The 17,438-nt window shown below is 39.4% G+C and carries 10 protein-coding genes; 5 read left to right on the top strand and 5 right to left on the bottom strand.

Translation table 11 applies throughout. The features are described from left to right. Positions 1 to 140: 140 nt before the first annotated feature. Complete coding sequence (locus tag FAZ15_RS23050) at positions 141 to 2,288, top strand: S8 family peptidase (protein WP_136901497.1); 2,148 nt, start codon at positions 141 to 143, stop codon at positions 2,286 to 2,288. A 152-nt stretch (positions 2,289 to 2,440) separates the two neighbouring features. Here FAZ15_RS23050 and FAZ15_RS11725 read toward each other — a convergent pair whose 3' ends face one another. Genes FAZ15_RS11725 through FAZ15_RS11735 form a run of 3 tightly spaced genes read right to left on the bottom strand, consistent with a single transcriptional unit; the run spans position 2,441 to position 8,656 of the window. Beyond that, a complete protein-coding gene (locus FAZ15_RS11725; protein WP_136901498.1) occupies positions 2,441 to 4,048 on the bottom strand; it encodes a SusD/RagB family nutrient-binding outer membrane lipoprotein in 1,608 nt (535 codons plus the stop codon). 19 nt (positions 4,049 to 4,067) lie between these two features. Then, positions 4,068 to 7,457: a SusC/RagA family TonB-linked outer membrane protein gene (locus FAZ15_RS11730; RefSeq protein ID WP_136901499.1), complete on the bottom strand. Its 3,390-nt coding sequence runs from the start codon at positions 7,455 to 7,457 to the stop codon at positions 4,068 to 4,070. After that, positions 7,454 to 8,656, bottom strand: a complete 1,203-nt coding sequence (locus FAZ15_RS11735) for an ROK family protein (RefSeq protein ID WP_136901500.1) — start codon at positions 8,654 to 8,656, stop codon at positions 7,454 to 7,456. The genes FAZ15_RS11730 and FAZ15_RS11735 overlap by 4 nt, the downstream gene beginning before the upstream one ends. 190 nt (positions 8,657 to 8,846) lie before the next feature. On the opposite strand from FAZ15_RS11735, the gene FAZ15_RS11740 reads away from it, so the two are divergent. The 3 genes from FAZ15_RS11740 to pnp all read left to right on the top strand — a co-directional run bounded on the left by FAZ15_RS11740 (position 8,847) and on the right by pnp (position 12,783). Beyond that, entirely contained in the window at positions 8,847 to 10,058 is a 1,212-nt protein-coding gene (locus FAZ15_RS11740; RefSeq protein WP_136901501.1) for an acyltransferase family protein, read from the top strand. A gap of 71 nt (positions 10,059 to 10,129) precedes the next feature. Beyond that, complete coding sequence (rpsO, locus tag FAZ15_RS11745) at positions 10,130 to 10,408, top strand: 30S ribosomal protein S15 (RefSeq protein WP_136901502.1); 279 nt, start codon at positions 10,130 to 10,132, stop codon at positions 10,406 to 10,408. A 197-nt stretch (positions 10,409 to 10,605) separates the two neighbouring features. Beyond that, positions 10,606 to 12,783 (top strand): polyribonucleotide nucleotidyltransferase, encoded by a 2,178-nt coding sequence (gene pnp / locus FAZ15_RS11750; RefSeq protein ID WP_136901503.1) that lies wholly within the window; start codon positions 10,606 to 10,608, stop codon positions 12,781 to 12,783. Positions 12,784 to 13,529: 746 nt separating this feature from the next. On the opposite strand, the gene FAZ15_RS11755 is transcribed toward pnp, so the two are convergent. Continuing rightward, a complete protein-coding gene (locus FAZ15_RS11755; protein WP_136901504.1) occupies positions 13,530 to 15,053 on the bottom strand; it encodes an SUMF1/EgtB/PvdO family nonheme iron enzyme in 1,524 nt (507 codons plus the stop codon). 522 nt (positions 15,054 to 15,575) lie between these two features. Here FAZ15_RS11755 and ispF point away from each other — a divergent pair. After that, on the top strand, positions 15,576 to 16,055 hold the full coding sequence (gene ispF / locus FAZ15_RS11760; protein WP_136901505.1) for a 2-C-methyl-D-erythritol 2,4-cyclodiphosphate synthase: 480 nt from the start codon (positions 15,576 to 15,578) through the stop codon (positions 16,053 to 16,055). Here ispF and FAZ15_RS11765 read toward each other — a convergent pair. Continuing rightward, on the bottom strand, positions 16,052 to 17,272 hold the full coding sequence (locus FAZ15_RS11765; protein WP_136901506.1) for a TCR/Tet family MFS transporter: 1,221 nt from the start codon (positions 17,270 to 17,272) through the stop codon (positions 16,052 to 16,054). The genes ispF and FAZ15_RS11765 overlap by 4 nt on opposite strands. Positions 17,273 to 17,438 lie beyond the last annotated feature (166 nt).

The following is a 17,438-nucleotide window of genomic DNA, read 5'->3' on the forward strand; positions in this document are numbered from 1 at the left end:
AGTCGGAATGACGATGTTTAGTAAAACAATTAAAAGTCAAGATGACTTTTTTATAGAACCGATTGTAACGTAGGTCTTTAGCTGATAACCAGTAGTTTTTGCTCATACATCTATTTTATCACCTTAATAAAACATTTATTATGAAACAGTACATTTCTTTTTTAACGCCATGTGTCATTTTTCTGTTGCTTATTGCTAGCTGTAATAAGGATGCATTGAAAAGGGGCGATGATGAAAATCTTTCCGACCTCTACCAGACAGAATTGTTTAACATTTCACAGGAAGACCTCTATTATTGGCACGGTAAGGAGAAAATCTATTTTAAACTCGATAAATCTCTGGCATTGGTTGAGATTATGGAGAGTGGGGTAGAAAAAGCGGTAGAGTTTCTCTCTGCTGATCAAACAATAGCGCTTCGAATGGAAGACAAAAATACTTTACAGTTGATAACGACAAGCGAAGGGGCACTTAACATAGCTGTTCAGCATAAGGGAGCTAATCGGATTAGGGCTATTTACCCCGCTATAAAAACATTGGATGGGGTTGGCACGGCCTTCATTACAAACAAAATTTCAATCAAATTTCCAGACAATACAAGTAAAGTTACGATAGATGAAATAGCTCGTAAATACCATCTGACTTTGGCAAAAGAGACCTTATATGGCTCATATATCTTCGAAACTAATGACACGAGCCAAACCTTCGAGATTGCAAATGCAATTCATGAAAGTGAAAATGTTCTTTGGAGTAGCCCTGATTTTGTTATGATTATCCAAAAAAGCACGGATACGTTGTATCCTCTTCAATATTATCTGAACAACACAGGTCAAGGAGGAGGAACTTTTAATATTGATATTAATGCACCAGAAGCATGGAATATTACTATAGGGTGTAATATTAGGGTTGCTGTGATCGACGATGGAATAGATGCACATGATGAGTTCACAGGAAGACTACTATCCGGATTTACAGCTGGTGCCAACAATACATTGGGAGTACCTCTCAATCATGTAGATAAAGGGCATGGAGTCAATTGTGCAGGTATTATAGGTGCGGCGCATAATAATGGAGATGGTATAAAGGGAATAGCTCCTAATACATTGCTTATCCCAATTAATATTTTCCCATATCCGCCAAGCTATCCTTCCAATCCTAGTGGTGCGGCATCATCATCTGATATCGCGACAGCTATTCACTGGGCTTGGCATCCCACCTTAGGTAATGCAGATGTTTTAAGTAATTCTTGGGGAGGTGGCGCTCCCTCAACTGATATCAGTTCCGAGATAAATAACGCAAGAACTTCAGGGAGAGGAAATAAGGGATCTGTCGTCGTATTTGCGTCAGGAAACGGAGGGGCAACATCGGTAAGTTACCCCAGTAGTCTGGCTGGCGTAATTGCAGTAGGGGCTATCAATCGAAATGGCAATATTTGGAATTATAGCAACCAAGGTTCTCAATTAAGTTTAGTTGCACCAAGTGGTGCTCTTAGTAATACTGGGGATGTGGTGACAACGGATCGCATGGGTACGTGGGGCGTGAGCAGTGGCGATTTTTCACATGTCTTCGGTGGCACATCCGCAGCCTGTCCACAAGTTTCTGGAGTCGCGGCGTTGTTGCTGTCTATGAACCCAAATCTTACGGAAGCACAAGTACGTACAACGCTACAAAATACCGCTACCGATATGGGATCGAGTGGTTTTGATAACACCTTTGGCTATGGTAGAGTTAATGCATTTGCAGCATTAAATGCGATCGCGCCGTCCATATCAGGAGCCAATACGTTTTGTACAAGTAGCACCTACACGCTAAACAATCTGCCAACAGGGGCGACCGTTTCTTGGACTGCAACATCCGGAGTTACTTTATCTCCCAGTGGTAATAATGTTACAGTAAGCAGAACCGGCACAACATACCTAAATACTACATTAACAGCCAATATTACGTCGGCATGTGGCGCTGTAGTTAAGATAACGAAAAAGATAGAATCGGGTGCAATAAATGCCGCTGAAATATCTGTTTACGCGATGCCGACTTCAACATCTATAGGATATCCCGTTCATGTAGTAGCCGGCTATAAAGGACAAAGATGTGAATTCCCAGAGGTACAGTGGGAAGTTTCTTCGTCAAGTTATAATATGACGTCAGGAAGTGCAATTTGTGCAATAGATAACGGAAGTAGTAAAAATATAATTTTTACTGCAAGAGGATCTTTTTCTGTGAAAGCAAGAATCCGGAATAACTGCGGATGGAGTGGATGGAGCTTACCTACTTTTATTACTGTAAATTGATTTTGTATAAGTTGTAAAAGCTCTTGTGATGACTTTGATCCTTCTTCTTGAAATTTGAATAGATTTATATTAGGAGTAGAAAAAAATGAGTTATTAAAACACTGCCACCAACAAGTTGAGCCCTCTTTGGTGGCAGTGTAAAATAGACTCTTTTATCTTACGTCCCAAAAGATTTTGGTGTCAATCTTGTCTTTATCCTTAACTACGTTATAATTTGCGGAATTATAATTTCGTTCATTTTCTGGATATAACAGTCTGTTAGGAGGAAGCGGAGACTGGGTAGAAGCGTTGTCACGACCAAAAATTAGCTGCGGATACTTTGTTCTTCTATACTCTGCCCAAGCGTGAGTAGCCTGAATAAACCCAAAATTTATCCATTTCTGAATTCCTATTTTTTCCATTTTTTGTTCGAGAGTGCCATCATATTTTATTAAAGCATGATTTAGATATGATGATAACTCGGCTTCTGTAGGCTTAGTTTCAGGGATAAAACTAGTGTTATCGGCGTTGTCATTCAACTCATTAATGTAAAATAAGAAATCGATAGCTTGCCTTACACCTTTTTCATATTCATCTTTAGCATTTCCGATTCCCCATCGCTCAGCAGCTTCGGCTTTAAGAAAACTTACTTCAGCAGCTGTGATTATTATACCAGGGAACTTGTCATTCCTACTGTATGTTCCAGAATCTAAGCGTGAGACAAGATTATCCCGCACATCATCTGTCTGCTCTGTAGAAGTTTTGGTTAGGTCCATTCCGACATATTCGCCATTTATATTTGGAGCGAGCATGGCACGTAGTCGAGGGTCGTTTGCTGGTGCCATTATTTCATTGACCATATAACCAGGAGCAACATTCATGTCCGTACCTTCTAGAGTACCTTTGATTCCGTCTACACCTATTACGGAGCGCAACTGATCTCCCCGAGCATCAATCTTAACACTGTTATTATTACTTGTTACTACTGGATATTTTGCTGGATCAGATAATATCTCTGACGCAATGGATTTGGCTTTATTTTCATCAACATACGAAATGCGCATAGCCAACCGCAGTCGAAGAGAATTTGCATAAACTTTCCAATCTTCTAATTCACCACGGTTAAGTAAATCGGCAGAGCCAAACATATTCTTGTACAGAGATGGTATAGAAGCCGAATTCAGATAGTCGCTGATTCTTTTTAAATCTGCCAAAATGAAATCATATATTTCCCGCTGATCGTCATACTTTGCATTTTCTATGCTGCCGCCTGTATATACAAGCTTTCCTGCCTCGGAAAATGGTATATCTCCCCACATATCCACCATCTGTATCGTCTGATCATAGAAGAAAATACGTCCTGTTTCCATGAAAATTTCATAATTTTTCTTCTCATCGTCACTCATATTATCATACGTTTTTTCCATTTCACGAAATGATGCTAGGGGAGTAGTATAATAGTAGGTCCAACGAAGCTGAGTATAGTTGGTCTGCTGATCGTAGCGATTATTCACGTTGAAATACCCATATGTTTGTGTATAAGTTCCTATCATCGGTATTTGGAAAACGAATAAGTTCCAATACCTAGGAAATATGGTGTTCGCATTCTGTCTATTATGATTGTATAATAATCCTGAGAACAATCGAGGAATATCTGCAGTTACTGATTTTTCAGGGTTATAATAGTTTTCATCAAACGCTGACTTGGAACAGGAGGCAACTACACTCACTATGAGGGTACAAACTAAAAGCCATCCTATATATCTATTTCTCTTTTTCATATTTTTCAATTTTAAAACTTTAGAAACTTGCTCTTACTGATAAACCAAAAGAACGTGGAACCATACCTGCATTACCTACATTGGCTCTCGTTAACCATGTCGTGCCTACTGTAGCCTCTGGATCTAAGTGAGGTAAAGTTTTATGTAAGAAAAATAAATTTCTACCATACGCACTAATGACTAAGTTTTTCGTTTTGAGTCTTGTGGATAAATGGTTAGGTAAACGATAGGAAATAGCAATTTCTCGCATTCGGATAAAGTTATTGTCAAATACGGCTGTTTCATATGTTCCAGGTCTGTTAGAACCTGGGTACTGTCCCCAATAATGAGCTAAGCGATAGTATTCTTTGGACTCTATCACTTGGTCATTCTGCTGTCCTGTAGCTGTTACTCCTTCAAGAACCATTCCGTCATGATAAACTGTTCTGCCTGTAGGTGCGGAACCGTTAACTTGGATGAAGTCTCCATTACCATCCACATAGTATGGAAGTCCGCCTGTAGATTCATCTCTACCAAACAGGGTTTCTTTATACATCCCTGCACTGATTCCGTATTGAATGGAAGGCGAATATACCTGACCTCCATATCTAAAATCAATTACAGTGTTGACTGAGAAGTCTTTGTAGGTAAAATTATTTATAAAACCACCTACACCTTTTGCTTGAATATTACCTACGACCGCAAGATTGTCATAATCAGGGATATAATAGCCGTCATCACCAACAAGCAGTTGTCCGTTTTCATGACGCTTAAGTTGATAGGTATAAATATCTCCCGCAGCTTTACCAACTTCAGACCGAACGTACAGGGATCCATTGTCCACATTTGTATGCTCAAGTCGCTCAAGATTGTCAGCGAGGGCCGTAAGTTTATTACGATTAAATGATATATTAAATCTACTATCCCACATGAAATTGTCATTTTTAATAGGGGTGTAATTTAACCCTACTTCTAAACCATAATTTTTCATGTTTCCAACATTTTGGATTATCCTTTCAACGCCAGTGGTGTGAGCAACGTCTAAAGGTACTATCATATCCACGATCCTGTTGTTATAGTATGTCAAGTCGAACCCGAATTTATTATTAAACCATCGGTTTTCCAAGCCTATTTCGAATTCACGCTTGGTTTCATTTTTTAGATTATCATTACCAAAAGGTTCGCTTGGGAGAACTAATGTTGGGGTTCCGCTCACGGTTAATGCTGTATAGACACGGTTCGCTGTATAAGCTGTTGGCGGATTTCCTACAACACCATATGACGCTCGAAGCTTGCTGTAATTTATGAATTCTGGCAAATCGAGTGCTTTATTCAATTCAAACGCAGTGCTCACGGAGGGATAATAGAAAACATTGTTTCCGGGGAACAGAGAAGAAGTCCTTTCTTGACGAATAGATCCTTCCAAAAACCAATAGTCAAAAAGATCTAAAGTCGCAACACCAAATAAACCATCTTTAACGAGGGTCTGTTTGCCCAATGGCTGATTTAGGTCTACTCTAGAGTTTTCATTTGCTGCTCTTAAACTAAACCAATTCTCTTCAGAAAGACCGCCGACAGTTCCTATATTATACCAGTTATATTCTTCTTTGCGGCCTTGGTATCCCGCTTGGAGTTGTAGACCGACGGAGTTGGATAACTTAGTGTTATAACTTAATAATAAATCTCCGTAAAGGATTTGCATTTTATTTGATTGTATATTAAAACTGCCTGAGGTCCCTATTGCGGTTGGGAATTCATTGGGCTGTCTATTTTCAGATAAATAACCTGTATAGTCAGTACCTATACGACCTCTCAGACTTAGATTGTCCAATATTTTATAATTAGCTGTAGTAGACGCTATGACTCTATTTGTATATTCGTCATACTGTTTTGCTCTTTGATTCCAAAAATAATCTAAATAGTCACCACCTGCTGTACCAAAAATAAATGCTTCTTCAGGATCGCGAATCCTATCTCCAAACGTTACGTACTTGTATCCTTTCGATGTTTGGTAGTTTTGTTCGAACCAGCGAATATCTTGAGCAGGACTCAAAAATCCCGTATAGTTATTCGTCATCCTGTCAATCATTTGGGGGCGATTATTTACATGCTCAGAAGTGTAATTGGCAATAAGTCCAACTTCAAGCTTGGGGCTTAAGATATAATTGGCGTTAAGATTAAAAGTGTTTTTATTTTGTGGACCGCTTTCCATCATACTTTGATAATCATTTCTAGTATAAGAAAAACGGTAATTTGTTTTCTCATTACTGTTAGCAATGGCTAAATTATAGATCCCACTATGTCCATTCCTGTAAAAATTCTTATAGTTATCTTTATATGCAACATAATTTCTGATCTGTCCATCCCAGTATATAGCATCCTGTCCATTGAATCTTGGTCCAAATTGCCCCCACGCACTAAGTATAGGCTGACTGATAATGTCCCCATCTGAATAACCGGAGGGTGCTGCGATATTAAATGTAGATGATTGGTTTGGGGTGCCAAACCAAATGCGACCATTAGAAATAGTTCTTTCAATAAAGCCCTCATCATTGGCGTTGAAGTTGGCACGATTGATAGTTCTTGCATAACCAGGGCCAAATTCAAATTGATAATCAGGAATTACCCCGACAGTTTCTAACCCATAAGAAGCATTAAAATCAATGCCGATTCCTTGAACCCCCTTACCACTTTTGGTCGTAATAACGATGACACCCGAACTAGCATCTGATCCATATAGGGCAGATGCAGCTGCTCCTTTCAGTATGTTAATACTTTCAATATTCTCAGGGTTAATATCGAGTATGCCGTTTCCCCTGATTCTCTGATCATTCCAAAAACCACCATTATTTACAGCTTCGTTTCGGGTAATCACTCCATCAACAACAATTAAAGGTTGTGATTGGAATCCTATTGAGTTCATGTTTCCTCGTATATCAATAGAAACTGCTGAACTACCTCCACCAGCACTGGTACTGATTGAAACACCTGGGGCTTTTCCGTATAACGCCGATCCAAAATTAGTAGGAGATGCCTGTACAATCTCTTCATTCTTGATTGTAGATACAGCGTATCCTAATTTACGCTGATCTCTTGTGATCCCCATCGCTGTTACGACAACCTCGTCCAAAGATCCTGCATCTTCTTGTAGGACAATGTTATGTGTTGTAGAAGAAACCGTTAGTTCCTGGGATGTATAACCAATCATGGTGAAACGTATTTTTTCACCATTTGATGCTTGAATGGTGTACTTACCATTGGCATCTGTTTGTGTAACTCGTGACGTGCTGGATACGCTCACCGTTACACCGGGAATTATCCCGTTCGCATCTGATACTATCCCCGTAACAGATTGCTGTGCAAATAAAGTCGTGATGCTCAGGAGCATGAACAACGATAAATAGCAGCATTTTAGGTAAAACTTGCTCATTGTGTTTGTTGTTTTAAGTTAATAGAACTTTCTGATTTTAAATTTTTCCATTTGGAGTGCTCTACAGCAATACAGGCAGAGCCCAAAAGCTGTGCATTTTTTAGTTTTGATATTTCGATTGTTGTGTCTTTTGATAGTCTATGGATGCTGAATTCCAATACAGCACTTTGAATCTGATGGGATAAAATGCGTCCCGCTTTTGCACCTCTACCACTGATGATTATTTTTTCGGGATTGATGATGTGCATCAACGTCGCTACACCCTTGCCTAACATGTACCCGATTTTGTTGATGGCCTCGATAGCGAGTTGATCACCGCTCACCGCTGCATCCAGCAATTCATCGCCTGTTATCCTGCCTTTATTTTTGAAGGTTGAGGAAAGTAAAGATTGTTCGCCGCTTTCAATTTTCGACGTGGCGGATTCAACCGCTGCGAGTAGGGAGGCTTCTACCTCTAGGCACCCTTTCTTACCACAAGAACAAAGCTTGTTCAGATTGGATAATGGTATATGGCTAAACTCGCCTGCATATCCGCTATGTCCTTTGAATAACTTGTTGTCTATAATCATTCCCAATCCTACACCCCAATTCAAATTAATCACTAAAGCATGATCCACATCCTTTACAGATCCTAGTTTTTGCTCGGCTATCGCAATGGCGGTAGAATCATTCTCAATATAGGTTGGGATATGGGTATGATCTTCTATAGTTTTTCGTAAATTATATAACTCACTGTTTTTAGGATAAGAGTTATTGACACCGACGTGCGTATCGACAAAGCCGGGCGCCGTAACGCCTACTGCTAGAATATCTGTCGCATTTGAAAATTGGAGGTAGCCGTCAATCAGTGTTTTGATTTCTTCTGCCGGCGATGCAGACTCTTTTAAGTCTATGGTAATTGTTTCGGCGGGTTTGATCGCTTTGTTGGAAAAATCTACTAAAGCGATGCTCGTATAGTATTGGTCGATTGCTATTGCTAGGATATAAGGGAGATTCTCCACATTCAGCGAGAATTGAACCGGACGCCGTCCTCCAGTTGAAGGAGCCAACCCATTTTCTACAATGACCTCTTTCTCCAGTAGATTATTAACCGTCTTTGTAATGTTAGGCACACTTTTTCCAATATCGCTGCTTAAATCGGCGATGGACTGCGGGCTCGTAAAATAGAGACTTTTTAAAATGGATAATTCAAGACTCATTGGATAGTAAGTTTAAAACTATGTTAAAGATACGTTAAAATAAATTTAACTTCCAAATACTTTTTAATTTTTTTAAAAAGTATTTGGAAAAAAACTCATTTTTCCTTTTGATTTTAAAAAGTATTATATTCGTTGTACATTATTAATCAATAAAAAATATTAAGTTGTCTAAATCGGAAGCAAATTACATATGAAGCAACGCTATTATTCTTTGGATGTATTTAGGGGTGCCACTGTGGCTTTGATGATCTTGGTAAATAACCCGGGAACATGGGGGCATATGTTTAAGCCGTTAACGCATGCCCCATGGCATGGCTGTTCGCCAACCGATTTGGTGTTTCCATTTTTTCTATTTGCGGTGGGAAACGCGATGTCTTTTGTGATCCCTAGATTGCAGGAAGCAGGGGCTGCTGTATTCTGGAAGAAAGTAATCAAAAGAACAGTACTTATTTTTGCAATTGGGCTATTCCTCAATTGGTGGCCATTTGTGACCTGGGTTGGCAATGAGTTGCATTTCAAAGAATGGATTAATAGTATAGATCCTACTAAAGGTATACGGATTTTTGGCGTATTGCAACGAATAGCTGTTGCCTATTTCTTTGCTTCTATCTTGGCTTACTATTTTAGACCCCGCATGTTAATTTATATCTCGGCGGCAATTCTGTTGGGTTATTGGGCTTTTTGCGCTTTCTTGGGCGGAGCGGATCCGTATTCTCTGGAAGGCTGGTTCGGAACGGATATTGATAAACAAATCTTAGGGGTTGCACATATGTACAAAGGCGAGGGGGTGCCGTTTGATCCGGAAGGTTTAGCGAGTACGTTGCCTGCGATTGTGCAAGTTGTTTTTGGCTATTTAGCAGGTGTGTATATCAAAAATCAAGGACAGGTAAATTGGTTGTGGACGAAAGTCCCAACGAGTAAAGAACCTCATTTTAAATTGCTGTCCGGACTCTTAGTAACGGGATTTATCCTTCTTGTATCTGGATGGATATGGTCATTGGGTTTTCCGATAAATAAAAAAATATGGACGAGTTCGTATGTATTATATACTACCGGACTAGGTATAATGACAATTGGAGGGATGATTTGGTATATTGAGGTACAGGGTGTAAAAAATAAACTAACGCAGTTTTTTGATGTATTTGGTAAAAATCCGTTGTTTATATTTGTGTTAAGTGGTTTGTTGCCGCGTTTTCTCGGTTTGTTTCGTGTTGCAGATGGAATAGGGGAAAATGGTGAACCGAAATACACAACCGCCCTTACCTGGTTTTACAGAAATGTATGTGCGGAGATTCCAGGTCCGCCTGAAATAGGATCTTTTGTGTATTCGCTTTGTTTTCTTGCGCTGATGTGGGTTATATGTTATTGGCTGGATAGGAAAAAAATCTACGTTAAAGTGTGATTTTTCCAAATCTAATTTCTATCTTTGCATCCAATTCATTAAATTTTTAACGCTTTAATATTATTCAAGAAATGTATTTAAGTAAAGAGTACAAAGCTGGTATCTTCGAAGAATTTGCAGGTGCAGCAGCAAACACAGGTTCTGCAGAAGGACAAGTAGCTTTATTTACTAAAAGAATTGCTCACTTAACTGAGCATTTGAAAAAAAACAGAAAAGACTTTAACACACAACGTTCGCTACAAATGTTAGTAGGTAAACGTCGTTCATTATTAGCTTACCTGTACAAAAAAGATATCAACCGTTACCGTGCTATTATCAAGGGCTTAGGTTTACGTGATATCATCAAATAAGCTTTTAGAAAAAATGCGAAAGCCACTTACATTTGTAGGTGGCTTTTTTTTTGAATTGGGGTTTCATAATCGTTGGTACTATCGTGAGCATCATGAAGGTTTTTTGTAAATTTTAATTACCTTTGTGCAACTAAAAAAGTAAAATACAATTAGATGCATTCCACAATTGACGCAAAATGCATCACAACAAGAAAACAATGAGTTATAACGAAAAAAAAGTTACAATTGATTTAGGCGGAGATTTAGCGCCTATCGAATTGTCTACTGGTAAATTAGCGAAACAAGCGGATGGTTCAGTAGTCTTAAAACAAGGTGATACCATGCTTTTGGCAACAGTAGTTTCTTCAAGAGAAGCGAAAGAAGGTGTGGATTTTTTGCCATTATCCGTCGATTACCAAGAAAAATATGCGGCTACCGGCCGTATACCAGGAGGGTTTTTACGTCGTGAGGCAAGATTGTCCGATTATGAGGTATTAATCTCTCGTTTGGTCGATAGAGCTTTACGTCCATTATTCCCTGAAACATACCATGCAGATACACAGGTGATGATTTCACTTATTTCTGCGGACAAAGATATTATGCCCGATGCATTAGCAGGTTTGGCAGCTTCAGCGGCTTTAGCAGTGTCTGATATTCCTTTCAACGGCCCTATTTCAGAAGTACGCGTAGCGAAAATCGATGGTCAATTAGTGATTAATCCTCGTCTTTCAGCATTAGCAAATGCTTCTTTGGAATTTATCGTTGCGGGTTCCGCCCAGGATATCGTGATGGTAGAAGGTGAGGCGAACGAAATTTCAGAAGCTGAAATGGTAGAGGCAATCGCTTTTGCGCATGATGCGATCAAAAAACAAGTAGCAGCACAGATTGAATTGGCAAATCTGGTAGGCTCGACGGTAAAACGTGAATTCAACCATGAACCTTCAAATCCAGAACTGCGTGAGGCTGTATATGCTTCTACGTATGATAAAGTGTATGCAATTGCAGCCTCTGCTTCTGCAAAACACGATCGTTCGGATAAATTCGCTGAAATTTTTGAAGAATTTAAAACTGCTTTTGGCGAAGAAGTAGACGACGAAACAAAGTTCCTATTAAAGAAATATTTTCACGATGTACAATACGATGCGGTTCGCAATTTAGTGTTGGATGAAGGAAAGCGATTGGATGGACGTGATGTACGTACTGTTCGTCCGATTTGGTCTGAAGTTGATTATTTACCCGCAGCACACGGTTCGGCTGTGTTCACGCGTGGTGAGACACAATCTTTGACTTCTGTTACGTTGGGTGCTAAAGACGATGAGCAAATGATTGACGGTGCGTTCATCAATGGATATAATAAATTTATTTTGCATTATAACTTTCCAGGATTTTCGACTGGTGAGGTAAGACCTAACAGAGGCGCTGGTCGCCGTGAAATTGGTCACGGTAACTTAGCGATGCGGTCATTGAAAAAGGTGTTGCCATCCGATGCTGAAAATCCTTATACGATTCGTATCGTTTCTGATATCCTAGAGTCAAACGGGTCTTCATCAATGGCAACCGTATGTGCCGGTACGTTGGCCTTATTGGATGCGGGTGTGAAATTAAAAGCTCCTGTCTCGGGTATTGCAATGGGTTTAATCACGGATGAAAAAACTGGAAAATATGCTATTTTATCTGATATCTTAGGTGATGAAGATCACTTGGGCGATATGGACTTTAAAGTTACCGGTACAGAAAATGGTATCGTAGCCTGTCAGATGGACTTGAAAATAAATGGTTTGAAATGGGAAGTGCTTACGCAGGCATTAGACCAGGCGAAAGAAGCACGTCTTCATATCTTAGGCGAAATGAAGAATACGATTGCTGCTCCACGTGAGGATTATAAACCACATGCTCCTCGTATTATCCAATTGACAATCGATAAAGAATTTATCGGTGCAGTTATCGGACCCGGTGGTAAAATTATACAGGAAATGCAACGTGAAACCGGTGCTACCATTTCTATTGAAGAAGTGGATAATAAAGGTATTGTACAGATCTTTGCAGATAATAAAGCTGCCATCGATGCTGCCACTACGCGTATCAAAAATATCGTAGCTAGACCTGAAGTTGGCGAAATCTATGAAGGTAAAGTGAAATCGATCATGAACTTCGGTGCATTCGTTGAGATCATGCCGGGTAAAGATGGTTTATTACACATCTCTGAAATTGACTGGAAACGTCTTGAAACCATGGATGGTGTGTTAAAAGAAGGTGATACGGTAACGGTTAAGTTATTGGATATCGATAAGCAGGGTAAGATGAAGCTTTCCCGCAAGGCGCTATTACCTCGTCCTCCACGTGAAGACAAGCCTAGGCAAGATCAAGCACCGTCTGCTGATGCTCCCCAAGCTTAGTTTAAAATTTTATTAGATATTGAAAAGTCCGCGGTAAGCGGACTTTTTTTATGCCTTTATTTGAAAAGAGCTTCTTTTGTTAAATAAAGAAGGATTAAATTAGTCAGGTTATTATTCGCTGATTTCCAATTTTATTGGTAGCCAATAATATCTATATTTTATCTTTTTGCCCTCATCGGCGGGCGGCTCTCCTTCTTTTGCTTGGCCAAAAGAAGCAAAACCCTAGACTTGGTCAATGTTACGCTAAAAGCTTTTGGATTTACTAAACAGCTCCAAGCCGCTTCGCTTTGTGAATCTGTTCTAACGCAAATCTACAAGCTTTCTTAACGCTACATCGACCTAGGTCGTCTTTTTAATCCAGCTGAAGTATAAAATAATATCGAGAAAAAGCACCAGCCTTACAAATTGGACAAATATCGCCTTAGCCATTTGCCAAATGCAGGAGGACGCATTAGCCATTCTGGCAAATGGGTACAGCGATGATTTTTTCCTTCTTTTTATAAAAAAAGAAGTCGCCCCTGCGCCGGCGACAGAGGCGCATAAAAATTGATTAAGAAAATCCTTCCTTTAATAAAAAACAAAATACAAATGCTAACTATATATAACAAAACTTTCATGATTCAATGAATCACCAACAGGCATGAAAGTTCTTGATGGCCTTTGAGAAATAGACACTTTCAGAAAAAAAAGGCTTTGACATATTATAATGCCAAAGCCTTTTCTGTATTTTATAATGTGTCTTAATTTTATGGCGTAGCCGAGCCTCTTTTACCTGAAGAAGGGCCATATACATTACCTACCATTGTCATTGCACAACGGAAACCAGTCATGGCATTGGATTCATCCTGCTGCATAAAACGACGTGTTGCAGGGTTTAACCAATACGCTCTATCGTTCCAAGATCCACCCTTGTAAACGCGTGATTTGTCGTTAACCAAGGTAGTCTTACCATACAATTCCTTGAGTTCCTCATCTTTGAATCCTCTTACATCGTAGTCGTAGGTGGCAGTTGATGGATCTCCGGCTTTAGCCGCCTGCAATTCTTCCCAAGTTTGTTTTCTCGCTGCTTTTGAAGGGACTTTAATTGGACGCCCATACTTATCCTTCGCCAATGTCCGGGTTTCTGCGTTTTCATATTCATTATCCATGAATACGTGGCCACGGAAAGGATTAAAATCTTCGAAATCTTCGTAGGAAAGTTGGCGATATACATCGCTTACCCATTCATTTACATTGCCTGCCATATTATATAATCCGAAATCGTTAGGGGCATAGCTTTTAACAGAAACCGTTATGTCGCCACCGTCATTTAAATTTCCCGCAACTCCCATATTATTACCGCTGGTAATTTTAAAGTTAGCCATCATACGGCCCTGATTTCTGCGGTTACCTGAGCGTACACCCAAGCCATTCCACGGGTAAGTTTTACTATTCTCAATATTTCCTTCTACGGTATTGCCAATCAAACCCAAAGCTGCATATTCCCATTCTGCTTCCGTAGGCAGTCGATAGGGTTGTTTAAGAATCCCGTCTTCCATGCGTACAATGCGTTTGGCATCTTTTGCGGCACCGATTTTAGTGTCTCTAGGCATATTCTTACCGTCTATACCATCTCCTTGTATCTGCCCATTCAAATAAATGTCGGTATTAAAGCCCTGACCTTCTCGATTTTGTTGTTCACTTAACGTTTTATAATCTACCAAGGCACCGCTTTGACGAAGTATGTGTTCATTTACGCGATCTGTTCTCCACATGCAATATGCGTTAGCTTGATCCCAAGTTACGCCTACTACAGGATAATCCTGAAAAGAAGGGTGGCGCAAATAAAAATTAACATACGGTTCATTGTATGATAAAGGGTTTCTCCATACCAACGAATCGGGTAGAGCATCATAATACAACTTTCCGTCTTCAGGGTAATTTTGAGCAATCCAATGCAAATATTCGAGCCAATCGGCATTTGAAACCTCCGTTTCATCGATATAAAATGAAGCTACCGTTACCCGTCTTCTCAGATTATCATGAGAATAGCCCAGATCTTCATTTAAACTACCCCCCATGACGAATGTACCTCCTTCTATACCTATTAATCCAGGCCCAGGGGATTCTTTGACTTTGCGATTGATTTGTAAACCGCCATTATAAGGGTCATTGTATCGCACACCAGTTTTGTCAGAAACATTGCTTCTACTACTTTTACAAGATGTTATCACTAATGACGTAGAAGCCACTAGTAATAATGAGGTTATAGCGATTTTGATATAATGCATAAAAAATGATCAATATTACATTGCGTAAAGCCAAAATTAAGAAATAATTTAATATCAACTATTATAAAGAGACTTTATCTTAGCAATTTACCTTTCAAAAAGCCTTAAAAAATGTTAAAATTTAAGAATATCCTTTTTAATGGCCTTGAACGAGTTTTTTCTACTGTGACAAATAAGTCTTAATTTCGCCTTCATGAAACGGAGATGTAAATAACCGAGCTTGCGAGCTCATCGAAGATAATATGGAGACACAAGGCAATCCTTATTTACTTCGAGCTCTCATCAACCATTAAAAAAAATAAATAAATGAAATCATCATGATTTTTCAAACCGAACGTAGTGAGCTCATGAATACATATTAAAACAAACACTGGTGAAAAATCTGATAACTTCATCGCCTTTAAAACCGCCGAAGGCAGCATGAACTTAGCGTAGCGATCTCATGAAGGCATTTGAAAAACTAACGATAGTGAATAATGCCTTTGCAAGCAAACAAGTAATGAATAAACAAATTATATACAGATGAAAATAAAAGTAGGTTTTGGATTTGATGTTCATCAAATGAGGGAAGGTCATCCGTTTTTCGTAGGTGGGGTTCAGCTTGATCATCATTCTGGGGCATTTGGCCACTCCGATGCGGATGTGTTAGTTCACGCGATTTGCGATGCTATTCTAGGCGCAGCCAACCTGGAGGATATTGGTTATCATTTTCCGAATACGGATCCTGCATGGAAGGGTATCAACAGTCTCGTATTATTAGAAGAGTGCGTTCGATTAATAGGTGATAAAGGCTGGAATATAGGAAACATCGATGCAATGCTATGTTTGGAAGCTCCCAAAATAAAACCGTATATCGCTGAAATGAAAAAGAAACTTGCAGCGTCGACGGGCTTGGATATAGAAGACATTTCTATTAAGGCTACTACAAACGAGACGATGGGTTTTATTGGAAGGGAAGAGGGAGTAGTGGCATATGCCGTCTGTTTGATTCAGAAGGATTAACTCTTATTGATTCGTTTAAAATAACGAATGGCGATAATCAAAGCGATTAAGGCTAATAAACCTGCCACAAAAAATGGAGCTCCAGGGAAATAAATTGGAGTTCCTTTACTGGAAAAATGTGAAAATAAACTTGTCATCATCAAGGGGCCAATGATAGCCGTTAGACTGATAACACAAGTTATGCCTCCTTGGATTTGCCCTTGTTCATTCTGCGGTACCAGGTTAGAAACATAACTTTGAAGAGATGGTGCAGCAATTCCGGCTAACACATAAGGAATACTGATGGCAAAAAGCATCCAGCTGTCCGTAGAGAGTCCATACAGTGGAAGAGATATCGTATACAATAAGATCCCTAAAACGATAGCCCATTGGAGTCCAATTCTAGGTAATATGAGCCGAATTAAACCCGCCTGAACAATCATCAATAAGATGCCAATAAACCCAAGAGATATACCGACCATTCGTTCGTTCCAATGGAACTTTTCCATTGTATAGTACGACCACGTGCTCTGTACCGAATGAGCAGCCATGTTGATTAGGAAAATGCATATGATCAATGGCAGGATGATGGGGTATTTATTGATATGGACAAAGGTTCCAATAGGATTTGCTAATCGCCAATTGAAAGATCTTCTTAATTCAGGTTTTAGCGATTCGGGAACGATAAAATAACCGTAAATGAAATTAAGAAAGCTTAATAAAGCAGCCGCGAAAAAAGGCACGCGTGCGCCGTAATGACCTAGCAATCCCCCTAACACCGGCCCTATAATAAAACCCACACCGAATGCCGCCCCCAACAACCCGAAATTTTGTGCCTTATTTTGTGGCGTGCTGATATCTGCTATGTAGGCTGCAGCAACTGTATGACTCGCTCCGGTTACGCCTGCAATTAAGCGTCCCATAAAAAGCCAGAACATAGAAGGAGCAAAACCCATCAAAAGATAATTAATACAAAAACCGAAAAGGGAAATCAGTAATACTGGTCGTCTTCCGAAACGATCGCTTAGGCTACCGAGAACCGAAGCAAAAAAAAATTGGGTAAATGCATACGCAAAAACAAGCCAGCCTCCGTACTGTGATGCTTCGCTAATATCGCCGTGGATAAGTTCCTGAATAAGCTTGGGCATCACAGGGATGATTATACCCAAACCAATCGTATCAATTACTACGGTGATAAAAATAAAAAAAAGACCAGCTGATGTTTTATTATTTTTCATTACAGAGCGTAAATGTATAAAAAGTATGGGTAGTCAATGATAATAAAATTTAGTTTTTTTTAACATGTCATCACCTTACAATTATTACTATTTTTAGTCTATAAGCTTGTCTTTCTTGCATTGCACCTCAAGTTTATCTAAGTTTGCATTTATATGGATAGTTGTG

Origin of the sequence: Sphingobacterium olei (assembly GCF_005048855.1) — a bacterium.
Lineage (GTDB): Bacteria > Bacteroidota > Bacteroidia > Sphingobacteriales > Sphingobacteriaceae > Sphingobacterium > Sphingobacterium olei.